Origin of the sequence: Varibaculum cambriense DSM 15806, assembly GCF_000420065.1 — a bacterium.
In the GTDB taxonomy this organism is placed as follows: domain Bacteria; phylum Actinomycetota; class Actinomycetes; order Actinomycetales; family Actinomycetaceae; genus Varibaculum; species Varibaculum cambriense.
In genome coordinates this window covers 23,566-47,423 of record NZ_ATUF01000007.1, presented here as the reverse complement: position 1 = coordinate 47,423, position 23,858 = coordinate 23,566, and the positions used below count along the sequence as shown (strand labels likewise).

Sequence of the window (23,858 nt, the reverse complement as noted above, 5' to 3'; positions counted from 1 at the left end):
GAAACGCGGCGTGTAACAAAAACGCAAATTACCGCTACCGTACAACCCGGGTTCTTGCTTTCGGCGCTCGACATGCGGGGTGGAAACAGTCGTGTAATACTTTCCCCGAACGCCACGGTTGAGCAGTGTCACCCCCGATACACGAAGGCAGATCTCCCCCGAACTGCCGGCTCCGTGGCGTTCCTTCGTAGGAGCGTCGCGCGTCGCAGCACATGCGCGCGATTGTTGACGTGTCACACACTGCAACCTAGTTCCACACGATCTGGACTGATTCGGGGTTAAAGGTCTTGCTTCCGCGCACGCCACGGCGCAGGCGCACCTGGCACAGGGTGTTGATGACACGGCGCTGCACGGCAAGCTCTGCGTTGTCGAAGGCGTCCACGGGCGAGGCGTAGCCGGTTGTGTCGAGCAGCGCCGATGCGCCAGCAAGGCGGGCACGGCGCGTTTCGAGTTTCTCGATCTGCGGCTCATAACGGTTTCGCGCGCGCTTGAGGTCACGGGCCTCGATAAGCTCCTCGTCGTAGTCAGCCTGGACGCGGGCGAGCTTTGCGCGAAGCTCAGCGAGTTCGTCGTCGATGGCGTCGACCTCGTCGTCATCCGCAGTCGGCAACAGGTCTGCTAGGTCGTCACGACCAAGGCGGGCGCGGATCACGGCGAGCACAAAATCATCGACGCTATGCGTGCGCACTAAGCCACAGGCGGCGCAGCGGTAGCGGTCGGCATGCGTGCGCACGGGATTGCCACACTCGTCGCAGACATACAGACCCGAGCCAAGATGGCGGCGAGTATTACGCCGCTCCTTGTTGGTCAGCCGGTCGGGATCATCGAGCACGTTCTGCACGCGCCACCACAGATCGGGTGTGACGATCGGCTCCCACTGCCCTTTCACCGGCTCGCCGGTATCGGGGTCGCGGACGATATGCGTGACACGGCGGTATTTGTTCTTCACGCCTTTGCGCTTGGCCTTCTTATAAGTGGAGTAACCCGCATACACGGGGTTGCGCAGGATCGAGTGCAACGACGTGTAGGCCCACGGCTGCGCGTCGGGAACCGGCTTTTCTTCCTGGCCTTCAGCGCGGCGTCGAGCGTTGCGCTCTGTGACCACGGTGTGCATATGGCGCGGCGTGGTCGGGATATCCGGCAAGCCTGGCTGATCGACCCCAGATAAGGCGCGTGCGATGTCGCGCATGGAGTTGCCCCTCTCGACAGCGCGGAACATACCGAGCACGGCGGCGGCTTCGGATGGAATGATCTCGCCGGTGGAGGTGTAGCCGATAGGGCGCACACCGCCGGAGTACCAGCGGCCCTGCTCGGCGCGTTGCTGTTGCGCACGAGACTGGCGCATGCTCTTTCGCTCGATCTCGCCGCGTGCCACGGCTGCTTTGATGCGCGCGTACATTCTGCCGCCGTCGGTGGCAAGGTCAGCATCACCGTTCGCAGTGACGAGTTTCAGCCCCTGCTCCTCTGCCCTGTCGATCCACTCTTCGAGCTGCCAGGGCTGCCGTGTGAGGCGGTCGAGGTCCCAGCAAATGATCGCGTCGATCTCGCCGCGCTCAAAGGACGCCACCATCGCGTCGTAGTCGGGGCGGTCCACGTCCTTCTTCGACGCGGAGATCGACTGATCGACGTAGGTATGCACGACGTCCCAGCCGCGTTGCTCGGCAAGGGCTTCGCAGTCCTGGCGCTGCCGGTCGATGGCGAGGCCGTCCATGGCAGCATCGAGCGAGATACGGAGGTAAATAGCAGCACGTGTTGTCATGCCGCTAACACTAGCGCGCCTCAGGTTACATTGAAACGAAACTCCACTACGTCTCCGTCTTGCATTACGTATTCTTTGCCCTCTTGGCGCAGCTTTCCCGCATCGCGGGCGGCGTGGATCGACCCGAGTTCCACTAACTCGTCAAAGCCAATAATCTCGGCTTTAATGAAGCCACGTTCAAAATCACTATGGATTACCCCGGCGGCTTGGGGAGCGGTCCAGCCTTTATGGATTGTCCAGGCACGGGCTTCTTTTTCCCCGGCGGTCAGGTAGGTTTGCAGCCCCAAAGTATCGAAGCCTACCCGGGCTAGCTGGTCGAGGCCGGATTCGCTTTGCCCGGATTCTTCCAGCATTTCCCGGGCGTCCTCTTCATCCAGTTCCACTAGATCGGCCTCGAACTGGGCATCTAAGAAAATCGCTTTCGCTGGCGCTACCAAGTTTTCGAGTTCGCGGCGCTGGCCTTGATCCAGTACCTGCTCGGCATCCATATTGAACACATAGATAAACGGCTTCGCGGTCATTAACTGGAATTCTTTTAGTAGCTCTTTATCCAGCTCTTTATGCGCTGATAGCAGCTGACCGTCCTCTAATATCGCTTGTGCTTTCTTTACTTCCGCTAGCACCTCTGGCGGAGTTTTACGCCCGCGGATTTCCTTTTCTAGCCGTGGCACTGCTTTTTCTAGAGTCTGCAGGTCAGCCAGGATTAGCTCGGTAGAGATAGTTTCAATATCGGAGGCGGGATCGATCTTGCCGTCTACGTGCACCACGTCCGGGTCGCTAAATACCCGGGTGACTTGGCAGATAGCGTCAGCTTCCCGAATATTAGCTAAGAACTGGTTACCCAGACCTTCCCCCTGGGAAGCCCCTTTCACGATTCCCGCAATATCTACGAAAGAAACCGTGGCGGGCACGGTCTTGACAGACTGGAACATTTCCGCCAGTTTCTGCAATCGCGGATCCGGCAGCGGCACTACCCCCACGTTGGGGTCGATAGTCGCGAACGGATAATTCGCGGCGAGTACGGTTGCGCGGGTAAGCGCATTGAACAAAGTTGATTTACCAACGTTAGGTAATCCTGCAATCCCAATTGTTAAAGCCACGCCTCTACCCTATCGAAGGGCGAAAGCGGCAGGAAATCTGGCCCTAAAAATCCTAGGCTCAGGCTCCTCCGGCAATGGTGCGCACAATCTCCATGACAGAGGTGTAGAACTCCCCCCACCGGTTTATAGGCAGCATCACCGCTATGATCACCAAGATCATGGCAGCAAGCGATCCAACGAGAGCCTTTAAATAGGCTACGCGGGTGCCAGCCTTCATCACTTTCGGTACTCGGCGAATCAGCGTGGCTAGAGCCAAAATAGCCACTAAAGCAGTAACGATAATCGTGCCCCAGCCCATTAAGGAAAATACTCCCGGGGTGGTTTCGGGCAAGAGCGCAGAATCAGCCCCTTTTATCAGGAGGCTGCTCGGTGCCTTAGTGGTACGTATCTGTTCCCACCAGCGGTATAGATCCGGCATTTGTTCACGCCAGGTTGCCCAGTTGTGCCCGCCCTCCGCTTTTATATTTAGCTGCAGCCGGTCACCGCTTTTAAAGGGAGCCCGCGCCAGATTTTTTGCTAAATGCAAAGAATCTCGATCCATTTGTGCCCCAAAAACATATATGTTTAGGGGCCAAGGACGGGACTCACCCACCAGGTTAGACAGGGTGTTTTCCGCGAATGCAGCAGAGGTGTGCCCTCCCCAAGACCCCACAATCGGCTGATCGTAACCGGAGAGGATCGCGCTAGCACCAAAAACATCTCCATAGGCGATTCCTAGACGCCCAGCACAATACGCCCCGGATGAGTTCCCGGTGATCAACCAGTCTTTTCTTTTATCGGATACATTCGGGAAGCTAGAGCGCACCATTTTGGGAATATCGAAACTGAGCCAGGTGGCAGTTTGCGCCTTCCCCTCTACATCTGCACAGGTGGGGGCTTTGAGGTTTACGTTTCCTTCCGGGATCACCGCGATGGTCGGGGCGATCTCTCCCCTGTCGATGGCTTTTTGTAAGCTGCCAGAAAAATCGAGGGCGAGGGCGACCGATACTGGAGAACCAGGGTAACCGTGCAGGAACTCTATTACGTTATAGGTTTTGCTGCGGTCTTCCGGGTCATAGCCTTCAGGGGTCCACACCATGACTTTTTCTTTCACCCCGGATTTTGGTCCCGAGAACACGGTGATTGCGCCGGCTTTTCCTCGGGGTTTGAACTGGGGTATCCATTCTTCTTGTCCAGGTAAGGCGGGCGCGGTTAAGGGATTTATTTTTTCTGAGGCAACCGGCTCACGGTTTTTAAGCTGTTTTCCCCGCTGGGTATCAGTAATTTTCACCTTGGTGTTTTGTTGGCTGCTAAGCATCTGCCACAGCTCGGTAGGAGTGGACACGTATTGCATCGGCAAATTGATAACTAACCCGGCCGCCACTACTTGTACCAGCGATACTGCCACCACTTTTACGATCGCGCTCAGTTGCCACTTCGACTTTGTGATCAGGAAAGGTAAGGCAAAAACTAATGCCAAAGCTAATAGGCAAATTGCAACTACGAAAGGTATAGAAGTCAGCACGGTTACCTCTAACAAGTATGCCCCGGATCGTTGGTGCGTCGGCGGTTATTGGTTTTTATGATTCCCGCTTCTGTCAGTTCTTTACGCAAGGGTAAAGGCAATGCGAAAGTTACGGTTTCCTGAGCGGTTTCCACTTCCTTTACTTCCGCAAATCCCCATTGCGCCAGCTGTGCTAATACCTCTTTTACCAGCACTTCAGGCACGGAGGCACCGGAGGTTAGCCCCACGGTTTCTACCCCTTCGAACCAGAGCTCTTCCATCTCTAAGGCCTTATCAATGCGATAGGCGCGCTGAGCCCCGCCTACTTCGGCTACTTCTTTTAACCGCACCGAGTTGGAGGAGTTCGCTGACCCTACGACCACTACTACCTCGGCCTGTTCCGCAATCTTTTTTACTGCCCCCTGCCGGTTTTGAGTGGCGAAACAAATGTCCTCACTGGGGGGATCGCTGAGCCCTGGGAATCGTTCCCGCAGCTTATCTACAGTTTCTCTAGTTTCATCAAGGCTTAAAGTGGTTTGAGAAAGCCACACCACCTTTTCCGGGTCGCGCACCTGGACTTGGTTTACGCTTTCGGGGTCGCCTACTACTTGAATATGGTCTGGGGCTTCCCCTTGGGTACCTTCGACTTCCTCATGACCTTCGTGGCCTACCAGCACAATGTCGTAATCAGCCTTTGCAAAACGCAGGGCTTCGCGGTGAACTTTAGTCACCAGTGGACAGGTAGCATCTACGGTTTTCAGGCCCCGCCGCTTGGCTTCTTCGCGCACCGCCGGAGATACTCCGTGGGCGGAAAACACTACCCGCGCCCCGGTGGGAACTTCATCTAGCTCAGTTACAAAACGCGCACCTTTAGCGCTAAGCTGCTCCACTACAAACTTGTTGTGTACGATCTCTTTACGCACATATACTGGGGCTCCATAGAGCGCTAAGGCTTTTTCTACTACGTCGACTGCGCGATCTACTCCCGCGCAGTAACCGCGCGGGGATGCCAAGAGTACCTTCTTAGTTACCACGCCCCTATCCTACTCAGGTATTTTGCTTCCCGCCGAACCGGTGACTACTGGGCAGTACCTGTGGGTAGAATGAAGCGGTGCGCACAAATCCTCAGGGTCCGCAAACACCGCTGGCTCCCACGGCTGCCCAAACCACTCGGGAAAACCCGTGGCCGTTATCTTTGCTGACCGCTAATATCAAGAAATATGTGAACCGAATGTCACCGCTGTGGGTGAGCGGGCAGGTTGTGGAGTATAAACGGCGTCCGGGCGCGCGCATGGCTTTCTTTGTGCTGCGGGACGCCAACCAAAGTACTTCCATGACGGTGAAATGTTGGCCTACGGTTCTGGACTCAGTCGGGGGAGATTTTTCCGAGGGGGCGCAGGTAGTTATTTACGCCAAACCCGATTTTTATGAGGGCTCAGGATCCCTTTCGCTGATGGCTAAGGAAGTCCACGCAGTCGGGGTAGGAAACCTGCTTGCCCAGATTGAGGCGCTCCGCAAGAAACTAGCCGCAGAAGGTCTATTTGCCCAGGAAAACAAGCACCCCCTGCCGGTGATTCCCCGCAAAATTGGTTTGATTGTGGGGCGCAATGCTAAAGCCAAACAGGACGTAATGGTGAATGCTTTGGCACGCTGGCCACTAGCCGAATTCGAAATTCGCGAAGTGGCAGTACAAGGCCCTACTTGCGCCGCGGAGGTAACTCGGGCGCTAGCCGAACTAGACTCCCTCCCCCAGGTAGAGGTAATTGTGATTTCCCGCGGGGGCGGAGCGGTCGAGGATCTACTACCTTTTTCCGAGGAATCCCTAGTGCGGGCAGCGGCTCAGGCGCGTACCCCTATAGTTTCCGCTATCGGCCATGAGGAGGACGCGCCGCTGCTAGATTTCGTGGCTGACTATCGGGCGTCTACCCCTACCGATGCGGCGCGACGGATTGTGCCGGATTTACAGGAGGAATTTTTGGGGGTCCAGGGCGCCCGCTCCCGTTTGCGCACCCAGATGCTCGCTCTCTTAGATCAACATTTAGGGCAGTTAGCCCAGTTGCGCGCCCGCCCCGTCCTGGCCGATCCTAGCGCGGTTATTGCGGCTCAGGAACATTCTTTGGCACTAGAGGGTCAGCGGCTGCGTTTTCGTTTTGAAACCCAGCTGGAAAATCAGCTAACTTCTCTGCGCGGATGGCGCGATGCTTTGAAAGCCTATTCTCCCCAAGGCATTTTAGAGCGTGGCTATAGCATTTTGCGCTCGCCTGCTGGTGGGGTCATCAAATCGGTATCGCAGGTAAGCAAAGGGGATCTGTTAGAGGCGATTTTCGCTGACGGAACCGCAGTAACCAAGGTTTTTGGTACGAATCAGAAAAAAGCTTAGGAGGCAGTGATGAGTGAAGAAAACATAGAAGTTCCAGTGGCAGAACTTTCCTATGAGCAGGCACGTGAGCAGTTGGTGGCCGCGATTGCCCAGCTAGAGTCGGGCAAGCTAGGCCTGGAGGAATCTTTGAAGGTGTGGGAGCGCGGGGAACAACTCGCAAGTCACTGCCAATCCTTCTTAGATGCGGCCAAGCAACGTTTGGAACAGGCTAAGAAATCAGAATAGCCATGACTACCAGCGAAGATAAGTCGGCACTCAATACCGAGGTTAAGGAACTACTACCGGAGGGCGCAGACTCGGGCGCCCATACGGCTACTAAAGACCAGGAGCATACCCCGCAGAAAGGAGCAGAAGTCAGCGAGCACCTGCCCTTTGAATTGGGGCAAAAGCTGGGTTATCACCGCTCTGCTCCCCTCAGCCTCTACCAGATCATCGATTATATTTTTGTAGTAATCGCCGCGGTTCTCACCGTGAGACTGGCGTGGATCCTCCTCAAGCATGGTTTCCAGTTTTCTCTGGTTATCCTGATCTATTTAACTTTTTTCTGGGTTCTTTTGGCCTATCTGGCGCTGCCACGCCTGCATCAAATAATGTCTTCGCTCTATGTTCCGGACTATTACATCGGCCGTTCTAAAACTGGGGATGGGATTCTGGGCGATCCCGTTAACCTGGCTTGGCTGGGGGAAGAGGAGGACATCCACCTGGCGATGCAGGCAGCCGGTTGGACGCTGGCTGACGAGATCACGCTTTCTTCTTCTTGGAAAATTATTTTTGCCAGTGTTTTTAAGCGCTCTTACCCGGCGGCACCGGTTTCTCCGCTCTATCTTTTTGGTAGGAAACAAGATTTTGCCTATCAACAAGAGGTCGATGGCAATCCCAGTCAGCGGCACCATGTGCGTTTTTGGAAGGTTCCGGAAGGCTGGAAACTACCGGGAGGAATCCAGGTAGATTGGCTGGCAGCTGCAACTTTCGATAAGGCGGTTGGCCTATCGCTTTTTACTTTGCAGATTACTCACAAGATAGACGAAAACATCGACATTGAACGTGACCATGTAGTGGACACCGTCCGCGAAGCCTGCACCAGCGTAGAGGTAGAGGTGATTCCCGACGCTACCAGTGCCTATCACTCACGCAACGGCGGAGGCGACCGGGTACAAACCGATGGCAGCTTGCCGGTTATTGAAGCCAACCTGGTAAGTGAAGAACACATAAATCCACATGAAAATCTGGCTTTGCAACACAAAGGGTATCTGCGTTCTTCCCGCGAACAGACAGAAAAGAAAATGAAGCGCCGGCTACTGCGTGACCGCGAGGTGCCAGCCACTTCTTTGGCTTGCGGAATTACTTTAACAGCGCTACATGCCCTAGAACTGGCGGTTGTGGGCTACATTTTAGCTACCAACCCGAAATACGCTGTTGAATTGGGGTTTTCTTTCTACCAGACTCGCTTGGCAGGCTACGGCTTCATGGCGTTAGCGGTGTTACTGACGGCGCTAATCGTGGGAACTTTATTTCACCAAAAATGGATGCGCCTAGGCTTGCTGTTGGTACTTACCGCAACGGTGTTTGTGCGGATGATGGAGTCTTTGGGGATTGAGGGCGCTTCCGGCACCCCCCTCTGGATTACTTCCACTACCCTATCGGTGTTGGCAATCTTAGCGATTACTTCCCCGGCTGCGCGGCGTTGGGTGAAGGTAGAGTAACCAGCAAATACTCCCCGCAAAAGCTCCTTGACCAGGAATACCCCTATTCAAAAGGGGTAACTTCTAGCAGCTTTACCTTAATATTTTTGCCGTTAGGAGCTAAATAATCCACGGTTTCGCCTACTTTATGCCCCATAATTGCTTGCCCCAGCGGAGCATCCGGGGAATAGACATCCATATCCACATCCGGGCTGGCCTCGCGCGACCCCATTAGGAACTTCACTTCCCGCCGCCCCAGAGTAGCCTTCACTACCATCCCGGGTTCCACAATGCCGTCATCTGCGGGAGGCTCGCCTACCTCGGCATTTTCCATGATTTCTTTTAGCTGCAGAATCCGAGTTTCATTCCAAGACTGTTGTTCTCGAGCTGCATGGTAGCCACCGTTTTCTTTTAGGTCTCCCTCTTGGCGAGCCTCATCGATTCGCCGGGCAATCGCCGGGCGCTCTACTTCTTCGAGATGGCGTAGCTCTTCTTTTAGACGATCATATGATTCCTGGGTCATCCAGGTCTTGTCTGCCATCGTGTTCTCCTCAGCTAATAAATAAAAGACTGACCACGCCGAGCGCGGTCAGTAAAACAGCAGGTATCAGTGTAACAAATTGCCGGTAAAGTTGCTATCAGAGGGAACCTGAGGGAACTACCGGCATAAACTTTCTAATTAAGCCAAAACCGCGAAATAAGCGGCAATACAAATACATGTCCACCCTGCCACCGTACCGGCGTGGAAAATCTCGTGGTAACCAAAGTAGCGAGCGTTCCTACCCGGCCAACGCAGCCCATAAAAAACCGCTCCTACCGAGTAACAAAGTCCGCCGGCCACTAGTAGCCATATCAAGGCTAATCCCCCAGCTTGCCGAAGCGGTCCCATATAGCCCAAAGCTACCCAACCCAGCAAAATATAGATAGGAACATACAGCCACCGGGGGGCACCGGGCCAAAATATCGAAAGCAAGATTCCGGCCAAAGCACCCAGCCACACCAGCACCAATAGGTTTCTAGCCTGTGGGTAAGACAAGAGGGAGACTGCTATCGGGGTATAAGACCCGGCGATCAACAAGAAAATATTGCAATGATCAAGGCGACGCATCACACTATGGGCACGTTTACCCCAATCTATGCGGTGATACAGCGAAGAAACCCCGAAAAGCAGTAGAGAACAAACCAGATATACCGCACACGCCCAGCGTTCGCTAGCAGTATTGGCTAAACAAATCAGCACAATCGCTGCCGCCAGGGAAAGCGGTACCGTAACGGTGTGAATCCATCCCCGCATTTTGGGTTTGGGCAAGACATTAAGAGAATCAGTTACCCGTCTTTTCATCTGGGTGTATGTTCCTTCATCAGGTGTCATCCGTCCTCCTCAGGTCAGATAGAAACCTGTCCCAGCCCCAAAAGCTACGGCAGAATATTTTACTTGCGACCTACGCTATTGCAGGGGCGCAATACTGTCAACAACACTCCCTAGGGGGTAAAATTCAACTATTACCCTAAAGGAGCAAGCTTGACTCACCTTACAGATCTGGTCTATCGACTCTATGCCCGCAACCTAGAAAAGGCACTCCCTACTGATTCTTTGCCGCGCCACGTGGGGGTTATTCTCGATGGGAATCGACGCTGGGCTCACCAGGTGGGGGCACAATCTGAAACCGGCCATAGAGTTGGTGCCGACAAGGCTCTTGAATTTTTAGGCTGGAGTGAAGAGGTTGGGATCCCGGTAGTTACCCTCTGGATGCTCTCTACCGATAACCTGCGACGTTCTGGAGACGAACTCACGAAACTTTTTGACATTATTTGCGGGGTGGTAGAGCAAATAGCTTCCCTAGACCGCTGGCACTTGCGGTTGCTGGGAAATCTTTCTCTGCTACCAGATCAGGTACAACAGCGTCTACAGCGGGCGGTAGCCCAAACGCGTACCGGCTCTCCCCTGACCGTAAATATCGCAGTCGGCTACGGCGGTCGCGAAGAAATTACCGAGGCCGTGCGCAACTTGTTACTGGAAAAAGCACAAGAGGGCGCTACTTTAGAAACCGTTGCCAGGGAACTTTCTGTTGACGAAATAACTTCCCATGTTTATACCGCCGGGCAACCAGACCCCGATTTGGTTATTCGCACTTCTGGGGAGCAGCGTCTGTCTGGATTCTTGATGTGGCAGTCCACTCACTCTGAATACTATTTTTGCGAAGCCTTCTGGCCCGATTTCCGGAAAATCGACTTCTACCGCGCACTGCGCGACTTTGCCCTCCGGGAACGGCGGATGGGTAAGTAAAAACTTATTCGTTGCTACCGGCAGTTTCCGAATTATCTCCCTGCCAGGAGACACCGCGCTCCTCTTCGTGGGCTGCCTGCTCCGCCTGGGCAACTTTTTCGATTTTAGTGGTCGCCCCTACCTCAAAATCAGTTTTAGCGTCTCCCGGCAGCATCTGGTTAGGATCGGCACTGGCAAACTCTGAAAGAGTGTTTTGAATTTCTTTTTGTACTTTCTCAGCCTGCTCCGCATGCTCGCGAGGAGTACGCTGATCCCCGCCCTTTTCTGCTTCTGCTTTCGCTTGACGAGCTTCTGCCAGATTTTGTTCGCTAGGTCGAGCCGCTTCCGCGAGTTCGCGATCTAAAGATCCGGGAGGACCACCCGGACGATCCTTCTGGTAGCTGAGGCGAATAAAGCTGTCATAACCGCGCAGGTAGAGTACGGTAGTATTCACGAAAGCCAAGATCGGAACCGCGAAAACTGCCCCCACGATTCCCATAGCGGCACCGCCCCCAGCCACTGCCAAGAGCACTGCGACTGGATGCAGACTGACCGCATTAGACATAAGAGCCGGTTGCAACAGATTAGATTCCACTTGCTGTACTACCAAAATAATAATCAGCATCACGATAGCGGTGGTGAAACCTTTATCTACCAAAGCGATAGCTACCGCCATCATGCCGGAGAGGATCGCACCCAAAATAGGCACGAAGGCCGCCAGGAACACTAAAATCGCCAGGGGAATCGCTAGTGGCACCCCAATCAGGTAGGCACCCCCACCAATACCTACGGCGTCAATTGCCGCTACTAGGCACTGGGTACGCGTATAGGCACCAAGAGTAACCCAACCGCGAATAGCTGCCTCGTTTAGGGGATTGCGCGCCGAACGCGGAAGCAGACGCAAGAACCATTGCCAAATTTTACGGCCATCTTTCAGGAAGAAGAACAGGCAGAATAAGGCGGCTAGCGCCCCGGTGAAGGCTCCCGTCACCGCTGACATAGTGCCCAAGGCATTGGATGCCAGCCAAGAAGCATTCTTGCGGGCATAGCTTTGAATTTGGTCTTGGGCTTGCTCCCATAGCCTCGTGGCCGTCTCGGTATCCATTTTTAACGGACCAGTAGCTAGCCAGTGGATACCTTCATCCACGCCCTCTTTAGTATGTGCGATTAGATTAGGAAGCTCGCTAGCCAATTGGGTGCTAGAGATGGAGATCATCGCGGTCACGATCCCTAACCCAATAATCAGAGTAACCGCCGCCGCTAAAGTCCGCGGAAAATGCAGTTTTACATATAGAATTCGCAGTACCGGCTCTAGCAGCACCGATAATAACAACGCTACCGCTACCGGAACCACAATTACTTGGAACTTAGCGACTACATATAGAAATCCCGCAAAAGCAACCGTAATCACCAATAAGCGCCAAGACCAATCTGCCGCTACCCGCAAGGTGAGCGGAACCGCTTCTTTTTCTGAGACGGGCTCAGTATTGGCTTTCACTTTCGATAGATCCTGGTTATAGGATTCGACGTCTATCGGAGCCGGGGAAGCCTCAGGCTGAGGACGGGACAGGTTGCTAAGCCACTTGCGACCGGTCTGTTGTATTCGTTCAAGACGAGATTTCATAGTTCAAGCCTAGCAGCGTCCTTGAGGTAGCTTACAAACCAGCTATCCCACACTGTGCCTAGTAAGTTGCAAAATTCGGTAATTAGGTTCCGCCAATTGGGGTTCGCTTAACGGGTCATCCGAGATATTGTTTGTCCCGAATCTTCATCAACGACGCTAAGACCATCCATAGTAAAGCCATTTACTCGCAAAAAACGTCGTTTTACCTGATCCGAACGCAATACCCAGGTTTGAGCAGGGGTACCAGCATCGAGTACAAAGTCTAAGAGCCGCTGAGCAATATCCGGAGAATAGGCCCCGCGGATAATACCGAAAAAAGCAATATCTAGGTTACGAGGAGCCGGCCCCAACTGATGGTCGTCTTGGGGAGAGGGAGTAACGTAAGCCATTCCCACCACTTGGCGTCCCCGCAAAGCAAAGGCTATTCGCCGCCCTTTAGTCTGTAAAATCTGCTGGTGCCAATAACTAAGCAGTGCCTCTTCAGTATGTTTTTCCCAAAAGGTCTCTGGAGCCTGGCTGCCGATAGTTTCGGTTAGAATCCGGTGATGTGCCATGGCCGCGCCGGCAGCATCAACCAGAGTGGGGGTTCTTACGATCACCGGCACAGCTATTTCCTCTCTAAAAGCACTTCGGGGCGACTAGCCCTATTGTAGTCGCCCCGAAGTAAAGTTTTTATTTAGTTGTCTCTTAGAATCGCTAGGATTCGCAGGATCTCCACGTAGAGCCAAACCACGGTCACCATAATCCCCAGGGCGCAGCTCCAGGACATATCTTTATCCACCCCCAAGCGCACGCCCTCGCGAACCATATCGAAGTCCGAGATCAGGGACATGGCTCCAAAAATCACCGCAAACAGCCCCACCAACAACCCTAGGGGCAGTCCCATCACGGTGATCTGATCAATGTTACCTACCGCGCTGGAGGGAGTAACCATTGCTAACACCATCGCCAAGAGGCGATAAACAATGATTGAAACCATACCGAGCAGCAAGATCTTCATGAACTTCGAATTGACCCGCACCAGTCCCGATTTAAACAGCACCAGGCAGGTAACGAATACAGCAACTGTCCCGATCAAGGCCTGCACCACGATCCCGGGATAGCTGTATTCGAAGAACGCAGAAACACCCCCGATGAACAGCCCCTCAAAGAAGGAATATCCCAAAGTGATCGCCGCTGAAGGCTTACGACGGAAGGAAGAAACCAACACCAGCGCAAAAGCCACCAAAGCGGAGACTGAAGAAATGGTGAGCATAGTTCCCGCGTTAGCCGTTAAGTCATTTACGCCCCAAAACCATAGCGCCGCCGCGGCTAGTACCATTACCCCAAAACTTGCGCCGGTGCGCACCAGCACATCATCTAAAGTCATGGGACGACTCACTCGTTGCTGCTCGCCCAGTTGCTGACCCTGATCAAAAGTAGTTTGTCCGGGAATAGAGGTACTTTGTCCGGGAACGCCGGGGGTAGCGGACTGCGGATAGGACGGATTAGCAGGCCGCGCGTCCCCGCCTACCTGGTAGCCAGGCATTTCGGGATAGCCGGCGGGAGTGCGGCGCATCTGCTCGCCTACTTGATTCATAACCGGATTTGCCATCTAGATCTCTCCTTCTTCCGATACCGGCCACTTCCGTTTGGCAACTACATTAGTCGCGCCCTGTAACTTTCAGAGACGGAAGCCAGGCCACTAATCAAATTATTAGTGAATGATTCTTAAAACTTTCTGGATGAGTTCCGCAAAAATAATGAGTGGTACCCCCGGTCGGACTCGAACCGACACTGGACTGATTTTAAGTCAGCTGCCTCTACCGATTGGGCTACGGGGGCTTTACCAGGCCTCTTTTTCTTCCCTGGGGTACGCTAGCGCGCACCGGGCAAGTTTTGTTTTACCAAAAGTGAAAACCTTTTGTAAAGCGCCACTCCATATTAAACCTCAGGCATCCCCGATTGTCGAAACGAATAACCGCTAGCATAGAGGCATGCGCGAAAAACATGGAGACGAAGGCAGAGGATCCGAGAAAAAAGAAACGCAGCGGGACATTCATTACTTCCCCCTGGAAAAAGAGGTTGAAGAACTGGTTAGTCCCCCTGACTATCAGGATCTAGCGGCGCCTTCCCCTAAGGATTACAGCGAGGAATCTCCCCACGGGATCGCTACCTCCATTAAGCGAGTGCTGGCGAATGACATCGTGGCAGGTATGATTTTGGTCTCCGCCGCTATCTTGGCGTTAATCCTAGCGAATGCCCCTTCCCCGGTACGGGAAGGCTATATGGCGCTTTCTAACTTAGAGTTTGGGCCGCGCTCCTTAGGATTACACCTGCCGGTACACGAATGGGCGCAAGATGGGATTCTCACCCTGTTCTTTTTCGCGGTGGGCTTGGAACTAAAGCAAGAGTTCGCGATAGGATCCCTGCACAATATTAAAGTTGCGGCCATGCCGATTATCGCTGCCGTTTTCGGGATGATCGGGCCGGCCACCGTCTACCTGGTTGTAACCGCTATTTCCGGGGATAACGCTTGGCACGGCTGGGCAATCCCCACCGCGACCGATATTGCTTTTGCAGTGGCGATTTTGCAGATCTTTGGTCGCGGCCTCCCCCTAGCAGCTCGCACCTTCCTGCTAACCCTGGCAGTCGCCGATGACCTGGGCGGGATTTTAGTAATCGCCATCTTCTATGCCACCGGAATGAAATTTATTTCCCTGCTGCTGGCGTTTGTTTGCGCCGCAATTTTTGGTTTCTTAGCCCAAAAACGCTGGGGACGGTGGTGGATTCTAGTTCCCCTGGGCATTGTGACCTGGTATTTCATGTTTGATTCCGGGGTTCACGCCACTATCTCCGGGGTACTACTGGGAATGACGGTTCCCGCCAAACAACTCCCCGGCGAGAGTGAACCGGAAACTGAACGTCTCACGGAAGCGGTCAACCCCTTTAGCGCGGGACTGGCGGTGCCGATCTTCGCTTTCTTCGCTGCTGGGGTAAATGTGGTGGATGTGGCCGGCGGCCCCCTCAACGTGATTACTCACCCGATCGCGCTTTCGGTCATGCTGGCGATGCCGCTCGGGAAAGTACTGGGAATCTTCGGTTCCGTAGCCTTATTCACCAAGGTGACTCCCTTGACTCTAGGTGAGGGCGTAAGCTTGCGAGATGTACTCCCGGTTTCGTTAACCGCTGGTATTGGCTTTACGGTGGCGCTACTGATTTCCCACCTTGCCTTTAGAGGGGACGCGGAGCTCACCCAGGCCGGATCTTTGGGGGTACTGATGGGAACCTTCGCTTCCGTGATTCTGGCGGCCATCGCCCTGCAAATTCGGGTACGGCATTTAAAAGCTGCCGGAAAAATCCAAAGCTAAAGCCTAAAGCCTCCCTAGCTATTCCTGCTGGAGCAGGTGCTAGGGAGGCTTTTAGAGCGATTTTGCTCCTCGTGCTAGTTTTCGAGGACGCGCGCCTGCTCCAACAAAGCCGCAAAGTCCGGGCTGTCTTGTTCGGCAGCCTCTAGGTAGCGGCTGGGCAAGAGAACCCGGTTATAGCCGAGGGAGGCTGCCTGTTCGAAGAAGCCGGCCGACATTTTACGCGGGGCTTTTAACAGGCCGGCGTTACTGGCTCCGGCTGATAGCAGTCCTTCCCGCAAATGCAATGCTGCTAGGGCTTCATGAGGCTTTTGATAGGCCAGCGCCACTTTTAGCTGCTGTCCTTCCTCAGGAAGAGAGACCAGATCCACGATTCGTTCAAACCCGAAACTGAAACCGACGGCAGGGACATCTCTCCCCAGCCAGCGCCCTACTACCCCGTCATAGCGTCCGCCTCCACATATCGAGGATCCGGAGGCGGTGTGGGAAACCTCGAAAATCGGGCCGGTGTAATACCCCATGCCGCGTACCAAAGTGGGGGTGAAAGAAATCTTGATATCGGGAGCGATCTGCCGCACTTGGGAGGCGATGGCTCCCAAGTCGAACAGTGGCAGTTCGGCGTCTAGCGCAGGAACTTTCACGGTTTCCACGTCACTGCCCAGTTCCAGCTCGGCGATACTGCCTACTGCCTCCACCAGGGCTTTGGCTTGGGAGTCGGTCGCGATTTCCTGCCCGACTAGTTCTTTTATAACGCCCTCTTCCCCAATTTTTTCCAGCTTGTCAAGGGTGATGAAGGCACTATCGTGCTTCTCTTCGGCCACCCCGGCTGCTTTCATTAGTTCCCGCAGGAACCGGCGATCGTTGAGCAAAATCGTGGAGTCCTTATCTAGCCCCAGTTTGCCGATCGCGTTCCACATGGTCACGATGATTTCGACTTCTGCGCTAAAAGAAGCCTCCCCCAAAATATCGATATCCACCTGGTTAAACTGGCGGAAACGACCCTTTTGCGGGCGCTCAGCACGCCATACCGGACCGGTTTGGAAGGCGCGGAACACGTTGGGAAGCTCGGCCTGGTGGCTCGCGAAGTAGCGGGTTAAGGGAAGGGTCAAGTCATAGCGGAGTCCTAGGTCTATGGCCTCCGCAGGCAGGATACCGGTTTGGGGATCCAGGCCGCGTCGCATTACCTGGAAAATCATTTTCTCGTTTTCCCCACCTTGCCCAGATTGCAGCCGCTCAATCGGCTCCAGGGCGGGGGTTTCGATTTCCATAAACCCCAGGGAGGTATAGGTTTCGCGCAAGACACTGAGGACGCGTTCACGCCAAGTTTTTTCGGTGGGCAGAAAGTCTCGCATCCCGCGAGTGGCAACAATTTTTCCAGACATGGCTATAACTTTAGCATTGGCGCAAGTTTCGGCTTTGGGACTAAAAAGGTTATGACTTTCAAAGTAAATAAAAGTTAAAAAGATAAAAGTGCCGGTGGTACCCCCAACGGGATTCGAACCCGTGTCTACGCCGTGAGAGGGCGGTGTCCTAGGCCTCTAGACTATGGGGGCCAGAAACAAGAACCATCAGGTTCCCATTTTTGCTGGGGTACCAGGACTTGAACCTAGAATGGCTGAACCAGAATCAGCTGTGTTACCGATTACACCATACCCCAAGGGCTGCTAACCGCGGCTTGCGCCGGGCTGCAGTCATCTACTCTAACGCAGGCACTTAGGCAGCTTCAAATAATTTCCTTGTGTGACTAATCACCTGACGTTATGCCTGTTCCAGATGGTTTTGTAGTTTATGCAGGCGTTTTATGGTGGCCTCTTTCCCCAGGATTCCAATGGAGTCAAACACCGGGATCGACACGTTAGAGCCGGTAATCGCCATAAACAGCGGCTGGAAAGCCACTCGAGGTTTGAGCCCCATTTCTTCGACCATTACCTGGCTCATAGCGGCTTTAACGGCCTCGGGATCACCAATGGTGCCAGTCTGCCCTACTTTCCCTTCTGGCAGGTCTGCTACTACTTTAGCCGCGGCTTCGAGCACCTGCGGGGCGTTATCTTTGAGTTTACGTAACGGCTTTTCTTGATATTCCACTTGGTCATCGGCAATAAACAGGAATCCCAGCAGGCTCTTAGCTTGGGAAAGTACCTGCATTCGGCTTTGGGCAAGCGGAGCGGCAGCCTCCAAAAGCTGTTTTTCTTTATCGGTTAAATCAACCAGGCTATCGGCACCTACGAATCCGCCGGTGTGTAGATAGGGAACGATCCGTTCGGTGAAATCCCCCACCTCCAGCATCCGAATATGGTCAGCGTTAATCGCCAGCGCTTTCTTGGAATCGAAACGCGCCGGATTGGGGTTGACGTCCTCAATATCGAAGGCTGCGATCATTTCTTCTTTACTGAACACGTCCTGATCTGCAGATAAAGACCACCCTAGGAGGGCTAAATAGTTCACTAGCCCTTCGGGGATCATCCCGTTTTCCCGATGCAAAAGCAGGTTGGATTCGGGATCCCGCTTAGACAGTTTCTTGTTGCCCTCCCCCATCACATACGGCAGGTGCGCGAACTCGGGGACGCAATCGGCGATTCCCAACTCAATGAGGGCACGGTAGAGCACAATTTGGCGAGGGGTGGATGAAAGTAGGTCTTCGCCGCGCAGCACGTGCGTGATATGCATTAGGGCGTCATCTACCGGGTTTACCAGAGTGTATAGGGGGTCGCCGCCACCGCGCACAATCACATAGTCCGGAACTGAACCGGCTTGGAAAGTGATGTCTCCGCGCACTAGGTCATGGAAAGTAATATCTTCATCGGGCATCCGCATGCGCAGCACCGGCTGGCGACCTTCTGCGCGGAAAGCAGCAATTTGTTCCTCGGTCAGGTTGCGGTCATAACCGTCATAGCCTAGATGCGGGTTACGTCCGGCAGCTTTATGGCGCGCCTCGATTTCCTCGGGGGTGGAATAGGATTCGTAGGCATACCCCCCGGCGAGCAGCTTATCTGCTACCTCTTTATAGATATCCATGCGTTCGCTTTGCCGGTAGGGACCGTAGGGGCCGCCCTTGCCGACGCCCTCGTCCCAATCTAGCCCCAACCAGCGCAGCGACTCTAGGATCTGCTGGAAGGATTCTTCGGAGTCGCGTTTGGCGTCGGTGTCCTCGATCCGGAAAACGAAAGTTCCCCCAGTATGGCGCGCGTATGCCCAGTTAAATAGGCAGGTACGCACCATTCCCACATGTGGGGTACCAGTGGGTGAAGGGCAAAACCGCACCCGAATAGGGGAAGTTGCTTCCGGATTCATACCTATAATCTCCTTGCGTAAAATCGTTAGTTCCTCTTGATTCTACTTCGCGCCCCGCCTGATTCTCGAACCTACGAGATTGGCAGGACTGGCTACGTGCTTCCGATTCGTTTTCTCTGGCCTACCCTAGGCAGTAGCCCCCCGAGGTATAGCTAGAGGCGTAGGGTGGATACATGCAAGATTTTGACCACTTATCCCTGCAAGAATTACGCCGTAGAGGATCTTTAAAGTGGACGGGAAAAACCTTCGAGAATGAGCCTTTATGGGGCGCCTGGGTGGCGGAAATGGATTTTGGAACCGCGCCTGCGGTTGCACGCTGCCTGCATCGCGCTATCGATGACGGTTTCTTTGGGTATATGCCGCCGCTCCTGGCAAATGATGTCCAGCGAGAGACCGGGCGTTTTCTTGCTGCATCCTATGGATGGCAAGTTAGCGCCGAGGATGTGTTTATTTCCTCCGATGTGCTTTCAATTCTGCGTGCTCAAGTCCAACTGGCGACTAAAGCCGGGGAGGCGGTGGTGGTTCCCACTCCGGCCTATATGCCATTTTTGACTATCCCCACCCAGGCAGGACGGGACCTAATCGAGGTTAAAAGCCGCTATTATCAGGGACGTTGGGAGCTGGATTTTGCGGCGCTGGAAAATGCGCTTAGTCAAGAAAAAGCTAAACTGCTGGTGCTTTGTAACCCTTGGAACCCCACCGGGAGAGTTCTCAGCGAAGCCGAGTTGAGAAAAGTTGGGCAGCTGGCACTTGCCCATAAAGTAACGGTATTTGCGGATGAAATTCATGCTCCCTTGGTGCTAACCGATAAGGCTCGCCACATTCCTTTTGCCAGCCTGGATCCTGATTTTTCCCAGATCACCGTGACTGCGCACGCGGCCTCTAAAGGCTGGAATTTGGCGGGACTCCATTGCGCGCAAATGATTTTGCCGCCCTCGCCCTTGCGGGATCGTTTTGAAGAATCAGGGCTAACTACCCGGCTAGCGATGGGCGCGACTCCCCTGGGAGCACTCGCTACCCGCGCCGCTTATCAGGAGGGTGGCGCTTGGCTGCAAGAAATCAAAGCTTATATTCGTGAAAACCTCGCCTGCTCCCGGGATTTGGCGCTGCAGATTGCTCCCCAGCTGCAAATCCCGGAAGTGGAAGGCACCTACCTGTCCCTGTGGGACGCGAGTAGCTATGGCGAAAATCCCGTCAAAATCGCAGAGGAGAAAGCCCGCGTCGGGGTAAACGGGGGCGAAATCCTGGGGAGTGGCTACCCCGGTCTATTGCGGCTTAACGCCGCGACTCCCCGCTACCTGTTCCTGGAGATGACCCGGCGGCTAGCTAGCGCGCTGCGGGAAGCAGAAAATGATTAGGGATGCCGCCTAGCGGGTGGTGTAAATGGGTTAGCGGTTCGCGCTAACCAACATATTTTCCATCTGCCCCACCCCGGTGATGGCGCTTTCTAGGCGTTCCCCGGCACGCAACGGCTGTGGCAGCTCGATTCCACCTACGATGACTACGTCCCCGGGTAGCAAGGTCATCATGGCGCTCACTTTAGCGAAAGCCTCGGCGGCATTGAGCGGAAAGTCGGCGCTACTAGCGGAGGCTACCTCTTGTCCGGAAACACTAGCGCTAATGGTGACGTTATCGGGATTAAAACCAGGGCCAACTACAATCCACGGACCTATCGCGGCAGAAGTATCCCAAGCCCTAGCCTGAGAGAAACTGATATCTTCCCCGCCGCTTGCGAAGTCTACCCCAATAGTCCAGCCGGCAATCACTGACCCTACCTGCTCCGGGGCCACATTTTTACAAATAGTTTTAGCGACCGCAGCCAGTCCCACGAAGGCGCGTGTGGTGCCGCCTCCCCAAGTAGGAATGGCGATGGGATCATCCGGGCCAATCACCGCGGTATTGGGTTTGATAGCCACCGGTGGCCACTCGGCTCCCGCCGCTTTACCCGCCAGATTCGCGCAGCAGCTAACTGCTTTCGAGCGGGGAATCACCGGAGATAGCAGCCGCGCCTCCTCTAAGTTATAAAGCTGCCCGGAGGGTTCCGCCTTTTGGAAAAGGGGGTCACCTTTGAGGGCTACTAGCTGCTCGCTTCCGTCCTCTAAAGCTCCATAAATAGGGTTGGCATCTATTCGAAATCGCACAATCTTCATAGAGCCCAGTCTAGCCTCCTTGCTAAAGTAGAAAGGATGAGCCAAGGAGGAACGCGTGAGTAATAATGACCAGGAACCGGCATGGCGACGCCTGATTTCCGCAATGTTCTCCTCCCCGCATCCCGAAATAAATCCAGGCGCCGACCTGGGGATTTGTATCGAAATAGATGGTAGTTTCCATCCTTTACGCCGAGAAGTTTCCGGTGCTTGGACCCGCAATCGTGCCAGTTGGCGCGACCTTTGCCAAACTAAATGGGAATCCGTTTCTGCCGGTCTAGATAGGACGCAGCTCAGCTGCCTGCGCCAGGTGTCCGGGCTATTAGAAAAAGCTCCCCAGCGACTATCTTCCGAGGAAGCGGCCCAGGTATCCCCCGCGATTCACACCTTGGCACGCGCAGGATTTTCTTTTGCCCTCGGCACCGAGCCCCTCACTCAGCTGCACTTTTCTCCGATTCTTGCGCGTCCTTTCCTAGATATTTGCGCCCCGGGTGACCTGGCGCTGCGCTTCGGGATTGATTTTTCCGCCGGTGAAGATCCAGCGGGGCGCACGGTCGCCGCTACTTGCGTGGCGGCCGGTCTAGAACTGGTGGCCAGCGCGGAGCTGGGGTGCTTCGCCTTCTGGGATGATCGTTTCGGAGCGCTTAACCGGGTGTTGGGGGCGAAACCGGTGCGGGTGCCGCAAGCGGATTTAGCGGATTTTTTGTTGCAAGATTTTCCGCGCCTTAGCGATAGCTTCCCGGTCCATTCTTTAGATAACAGTTTCGAGTCCCCCAAATATCGCTACCTGCTGGAAGTGGGAACTTCCCGGGCAGAAGACCTTTACCGGATTCATTTGCGCGCCATGCGTGAGCTTGAGGGACAAAAGATTGAAACCAGTGTTCTGCCTAACCAAATCGCGGAGCTGAAAACCCAGGTGACGAAATGGTTGCGCCGCCAAGAAGGAGTTTTTACTTTCGATAGTTTTCTTTCTTGTCCCGCTCACCGCATTAACCAATTGTTAGATGAGCTGGAAACCGTTTTTGAGGGTCAAGATTTAGAGGTTAATCGCCGCGGGATTCCCCGTTCATTTTCGCAACAGGGCGGAGAGATAATCGTGGATTTAGCCCCTAATACTTACGGCTGGTTTACCCCGAAGGTGCGGCTGCGTTTAGGAGACCGCGACTTTACATCCTCCGAGATTGCCCAAATTCGCGAACGGGGCGGGATAATCGATGCCGATACTTATCTAAGTGAAGCCGATCTGGATCGGCTGACGCTGCTTAGTGAGCGCGCCGGCCTTAATCGGCGCGGTATTCACCCGGCGATTATTGACCTCTCCCAAATTTTGGAGGGTACGCAAGCACAGGTGCGCGGCCTGGAAGCGTGGAAGTCACGCCAACTAAAGTTGCCACCGATTGCTGCGCCCCACACCGCCCAGCTGCGTGAATATCAATGCACGGGCGTTTCTTGGTTGCTGGCGCAACTCTCCATTGGTCCCGGAGCGGTGCTCGCTGATGAAATGGGGCTGGGAAAAACTCTGCAGATTTTAGCGACGATTAAATCCTTACCCACCTCGAATCCAGTGCTGGTAGTAGCGCCTACTTCGGTGATCAATGTTTGGGAGTCGCAGGCGCAGCGTTTTTATCCCGAGATGGAGGTGCGGGCCCTGCGTAGCGGCACCGAGATTGAGGACGGTTTCAGCGGGGCAGATTTGGTGGTTACCTCCTACGGTCTGCTGCGCCGCCACAGTGAAGCTTTCTTACAACCCCAATGGCAGGGGGTTATTTGTGATGAGGCGCAGCTGGTGAAGAATCCGCGTACCCAAGCCTGGCGCGCCCTTAATGATTTGGACAGAAAGTGGACGATTTGTGCTACCGGCACTCCCCTAGAGAATTCTTTAGCGGACTTGCATGCGATTTTATCTTTGGCGCAACCAGGTACCTTGCTTTCGCGGGAACAATTTACTGCCCTGCAGCTGCGCGGGATAAACCAGGTGCGTTCGCTGGTGGCTCCCTACATGTTGCGACGGACTAAAGCTGAGGTGGCACCGGATTTACCTCCGAAGATTGAACAGGTGTTGCGGGTTGATTTAGAGCCGGGACATAGCACCGCTTACCGAGAACTGGAAACCCAGGCACGCCGCCAGGTTAGCGGGTTGCTGCAATCTGGGGATCGGATGTCGATTTTAGCGGCGCTAACGGCGCTGCGGCGAGCCAGCTTAGATTTGCGTCTGGTAGGAGGACGCACGGGAATAACTAGCGCGAAAACTAACGCCCTGGTGGAACAGTTACAAGCGATACCTAACCATAAAGCCCTAGTGTTTTCCCAGTTCACCTCCTATTTAAAGTTGATTAAAGAAGCCCTAGAGGAGGCGGGAATAAAAACTGCTTATCTGGATGGGTCTACCCGGCAGCGTGACCAGGTAGTGAAAGAGTTTTCCGAGGGGGACGCGCAAGCATTCCTGATTTCGTTGCGGGCAGGGGGCACGGGGCTGACTTTGACTGCCGCCGACTATGTGTTTGTGATGGATCCGTGGTGGAACCCGGCAGTCGAAGAGCAAGCAATCGATCGCGCTCACCGCATCGGGCAAAAACGCCCAGTCAATGTTTACCGCTTGGTGGCGAAGGGAACCATCGAAGAAAAAGTATCCCAGTTACAGCAACGCAAGCGCGACCTGTTTACTTCGGTAGTTAAATCTTCCGGCTCCCTAACCGAACTAGCCAGTTCCCTGCTAATGGAAAATAACGATACGAACTAGTACCCATCATGGGGATAGGTGATGTGCCTCAAGCTGAAT

The 23,858-nt window shown here is 54.4% G+C and carries 19 protein-coding genes and 3 tRNA genes; 7 read left to right on the top strand and 15 right to left on the bottom strand.

From position 1 onward, the window contains the following. Window positions 1-247: 247 nt before the first annotated feature. The 4 genes from F605_RS0108575 to F605_RS0108560 are packed head-to-tail and all read right to left on the bottom strand — an operon-like array spanning window position 248 to window position 5,376. A complete protein-coding gene (locus F605_RS0108575; RefSeq protein ID WP_022865463.1) occupies window positions 248-1,759 on the bottom strand; it encodes a recombinase family protein in 1,512 nt (503 codons plus the stop codon). A 20-nt stretch (window positions 1,760-1,779) separates the two neighbouring features. Further along, entirely contained in the window at window positions 1,780-2,859 is a 1,080-nt protein-coding gene (gene ychF, locus F605_RS0108570) for a redox-regulated ATPase YchF (RefSeq protein ID WP_022865462.1), read from the bottom strand. Between the two features lie 58 nt (window positions 2,860-2,917). After that, complete coding sequence (locus tag F605_RS0108565) at window positions 2,918-4,363, bottom strand: alpha/beta hydrolase-fold protein (protein WP_022865461.1); 1,446 nt, start codon at window positions 4,361-4,363, stop codon at window positions 2,918-2,920. Window positions 4,364-4,371: 8 nt separating this feature from the next. After that, on the bottom strand, window positions 4,372-5,376 hold the full coding sequence (locus F605_RS0108560; RefSeq protein WP_022865460.1) for a 4-hydroxy-3-methylbut-2-enyl diphosphate reductase: 1,005 nt from the start codon (window positions 5,374-5,376) through the stop codon (window positions 4,372-4,374). Window positions 5,377-5,453: 77 nt separating this feature from the next. Between F605_RS0108560 and xseA the strand changes: the two genes are divergently transcribed. Genes xseA through F605_RS10650 form a run of 3 tightly spaced genes read left to right on the top strand, consistent with a single transcriptional unit; the run spans window position 5,454 to window position 8,425 of the window. Continuing rightward, the gene (gene xseA, locus F605_RS0108555; RefSeq protein ID WP_022865459.1) at window positions 5,454-6,722 is read left to right on the top strand and encodes an exodeoxyribonuclease VII large subunit; all 1,269 of its coding nucleotides are present in this window, start codon (window positions 5,454-5,456) and stop codon (window positions 6,720-6,722) included. A 9-nt stretch (window positions 6,723-6,731) separates the two neighbouring features. Continuing rightward, window positions 6,732-6,947 carry an exodeoxyribonuclease VII small subunit gene (locus F605_RS0108550; RefSeq protein WP_022865458.1) on the top strand — a complete coding sequence of 72 codons (216 nt, stop codon included), beginning with the start codon at window positions 6,732-6,734 and terminating at the stop codon, window positions 6,945-6,947. 2 nt (window positions 6,948-6,949) lie between these two features. Beyond that, window positions 6,950-8,425, top strand: a complete 1,476-nt coding sequence (locus F605_RS10650; RefSeq protein WP_022865457.1) for an LssY C-terminal domain-containing protein — start codon at window positions 6,950-6,952, stop codon at window positions 8,423-8,425. Between the two features lie 43 nt (window positions 8,426-8,468). Here F605_RS10650 and greA read toward each other — a convergent pair whose 3' ends face one another. Both greA and trhA read right to left on the bottom strand, forming a co-directional pair. Then, window positions 8,469-8,945 carry a transcription elongation factor GreA gene (gene greA, locus F605_RS0108540; RefSeq protein WP_022865456.1) on the bottom strand — a complete coding sequence of 159 codons (477 nt, stop codon included), beginning with the start codon at window positions 8,943-8,945 and terminating at the stop codon, window positions 8,469-8,471. A 138-nt stretch (window positions 8,946-9,083) separates the two neighbouring features. After that, window positions 9,084-9,776, bottom strand: a complete 693-nt coding sequence (gene trhA, locus F605_RS0108535) for a PAQR family membrane homeostasis protein TrhA (RefSeq protein WP_022865455.1) — start codon at window positions 9,774-9,776, stop codon at window positions 9,084-9,086. A gap of 150 nt (window positions 9,777-9,926) precedes the next feature. On the opposite strand from trhA, the gene F605_RS0108530 reads away from it, so the two are divergent. Then, complete coding sequence (locus tag F605_RS0108530) at window positions 9,927-10,691, top strand: isoprenyl transferase (protein ID WP_022865454.1); 765 nt, start codon at window positions 9,927-9,929, stop codon at window positions 10,689-10,691. 4 nt (window positions 10,692-10,695) lie between these two features. Here the strand turns inward: F605_RS0108530 and F605_RS10645 are convergent, their stop codons facing one another. The 4 genes from F605_RS10645 to F605_RS0108510 form a co-directional block, all read right to left on the bottom strand. After that, a complete protein-coding gene (locus F605_RS10645; RefSeq protein ID WP_022865453.1) occupies window positions 10,696-12,294 on the bottom strand; it encodes an AI-2E family transporter in 1,599 nt (532 codons plus the stop codon). Window positions 12,295-12,401: 107 nt separating this feature from the next. Continuing rightward, window positions 12,402-12,899 (bottom strand): hypothetical protein, encoded by a 498-nt coding sequence (locus F605_RS0108520; protein WP_022865452.1) that lies wholly within the window; start codon window positions 12,897-12,899, stop codon window positions 12,402-12,404. A 71-nt stretch (window positions 12,900-12,970) separates the two neighbouring features. Continuing rightward, window positions 12,971-13,888, bottom strand: coding sequence for a Bax inhibitor-1/YccA family protein (locus F605_RS0108515; RefSeq protein ID WP_022865451.1), 918 nt, complete (start codon window positions 13,886-13,888; stop codon window positions 12,971-12,973). Window positions 13,889-14,041: 153 nt separating this feature from the next. Beyond that, window positions 14,042-14,118, bottom strand: a tRNA-Leu gene (locus F605_RS0108510). 152 nt (window positions 14,119-14,270) lie between these two features. On the opposite strand from F605_RS0108510, the gene nhaA reads away from it, so the two are divergent. Then, window positions 14,271-15,644, top strand: a complete 1,374-nt coding sequence (gene nhaA, locus F605_RS0108505; RefSeq protein WP_022865450.1) for a Na+/H+ antiporter NhaA — start codon at window positions 14,271-14,273, stop codon at window positions 15,642-15,644. A 74-nt stretch (window positions 15,645-15,718) separates the two neighbouring features. Here nhaA and F605_RS11340 read toward each other — a convergent pair whose 3' ends face one another. The 4 genes from F605_RS11340 to gltX all read right to left on the bottom strand — a co-directional run bounded on the left by F605_RS11340 (window position 15,719) and on the right by gltX (window position 18,932). Further along, window positions 15,719-17,023: a histidine--tRNA ligase gene (locus F605_RS11340; protein ID WP_060920678.1), complete on the bottom strand. Its 1,305-nt coding sequence runs from the start codon at window positions 17,021-17,023 to the stop codon at window positions 15,719-15,721. 95 nt (window positions 17,024-17,118) lie between these two features. Further along, window positions 17,119-17,194: transfer RNA gene (locus F605_RS0108495), tRNA-Glu, on the bottom strand. A 32-nt stretch (window positions 17,195-17,226) separates the two neighbouring features. Next, window positions 17,227-17,298 (bottom strand) — tRNA-Gln (locus F605_RS0108490). Between the two features lie 101 nt (window positions 17,299-17,399). Then, on the bottom strand, window positions 17,400-18,932 hold the full coding sequence (gltX, locus tag F605_RS0108485; RefSeq protein ID WP_022865449.1) for a glutamate--tRNA ligase: 1,533 nt from the start codon (window positions 18,930-18,932) through the stop codon (window positions 17,400-17,402). A gap of 173 nt (window positions 18,933-19,105) precedes the next feature. Between gltX and F605_RS10635 the strand changes: the two genes are divergently transcribed. Continuing rightward, the gene (locus F605_RS10635; protein ID WP_022865448.1) at window positions 19,106-20,290 is read left to right on the top strand and encodes a MalY/PatB family protein; all 1,185 of its coding nucleotides are present in this window, start codon (window positions 19,106-19,108) and stop codon (window positions 20,288-20,290) included. Between the two features lie 30 nt (window positions 20,291-20,320). On the opposite strand, the gene F605_RS0108475 is transcribed toward F605_RS10635, so the two are convergent. Continuing rightward, window positions 20,321-21,082: a fumarylacetoacetate hydrolase family protein gene (locus F605_RS0108475; RefSeq protein ID WP_022865447.1), complete on the bottom strand. Its 762-nt coding sequence runs from the start codon at window positions 21,080-21,082 to the stop codon at window positions 20,321-20,323. 55 nt (window positions 21,083-21,137) lie between these two features. Here F605_RS0108475 and F605_RS0108470 point away from each other — a divergent pair, with 55 nt between their 5' ends. After that, complete coding sequence (locus tag F605_RS0108470) at window positions 21,138-23,819, top strand: DEAD/DEAH box helicase (RefSeq protein ID WP_022865446.1); 2,682 nt, start codon at window positions 21,138-21,140, stop codon at window positions 23,817-23,819. Window positions 23,820-23,858 lie beyond the last annotated feature (39 nt).

Excerpts from the sequence above, each read along its gene's own strand:
- F605_RS0108575 (WP_022865463.1), bottom strand. The coding sequence starts at position 1,759 with ATGACAACACGTGCTGCTATTTACCTCCGTATCTCGCTCGATGCTGCC.
- F605_RS0108550 (WP_022865458.1), top strand. The coding sequence starts at position 6,732 with ATGAGTGAAGAAAACATAGAAGTTCCAGTGGCAGAACTTTCCTATGAG.
- F605_RS10650 (WP_022865457.1), top strand. The coding sequence starts at position 6,950 with ATGACTACCAGCGAAGATAAGTCGGCACTCAATACCGAGGTTAAGGAA.
- greA (WP_022865456.1), bottom strand. The coding sequence starts at position 8,945 with ATGGCAGACAAGACCTGGATGACCCAGGAATCATATGATCGTCTAAAA.
- trhA (WP_022865455.1), bottom strand. The coding sequence starts at position 9,776 with ATGACACCTGATGAAGGAACATACACCCAGATGAAAAGACGGGTAACT.
- F605_RS10645 (WP_022865453.1), bottom strand. The coding sequence starts at position 12,294 with ATGAAATCTCGTCTTGAACGAATACAACAGACCGGTCGCAAGTGGCTT.
- F605_RS0108515 (WP_022865451.1), bottom strand. The coding sequence starts at position 13,888 with ATGGCAAATCCGGTTATGAATCAAGTAGGCGAGCAGATGCGCCGCACT.
- nhaA (WP_022865450.1), top strand. The coding sequence starts at position 14,271 with ATGCGCGAAAAACATGGAGACGAAGGCAGAGGATCCGAGAAAAAAGAA.
- F605_RS11340 (WP_060920678.1), bottom strand. The coding sequence starts at position 17,023 with ATGTCTGGAAAAATTGTTGCCACTCGCGGGATGCGAGACTTTCTGCCC.
- gltX (WP_022865449.1), bottom strand. The coding sequence starts at position 18,932 with ATGAATCCGGAAGCAACTTCCCCTATTCGGGTGCGGTTTTGCCCTTCA.
- F605_RS10635 (WP_022865448.1), top strand. The coding sequence starts at position 19,106 with ATGCAAGATTTTGACCACTTATCCCTGCAAGAATTACGCCGTAGAGGA.
- F605_RS0108475 (WP_022865447.1), bottom strand. The coding sequence starts at position 21,082 with ATGAAGATTGTGCGATTTCGAATAGATGCCAACCCTATTTATGGAGCT.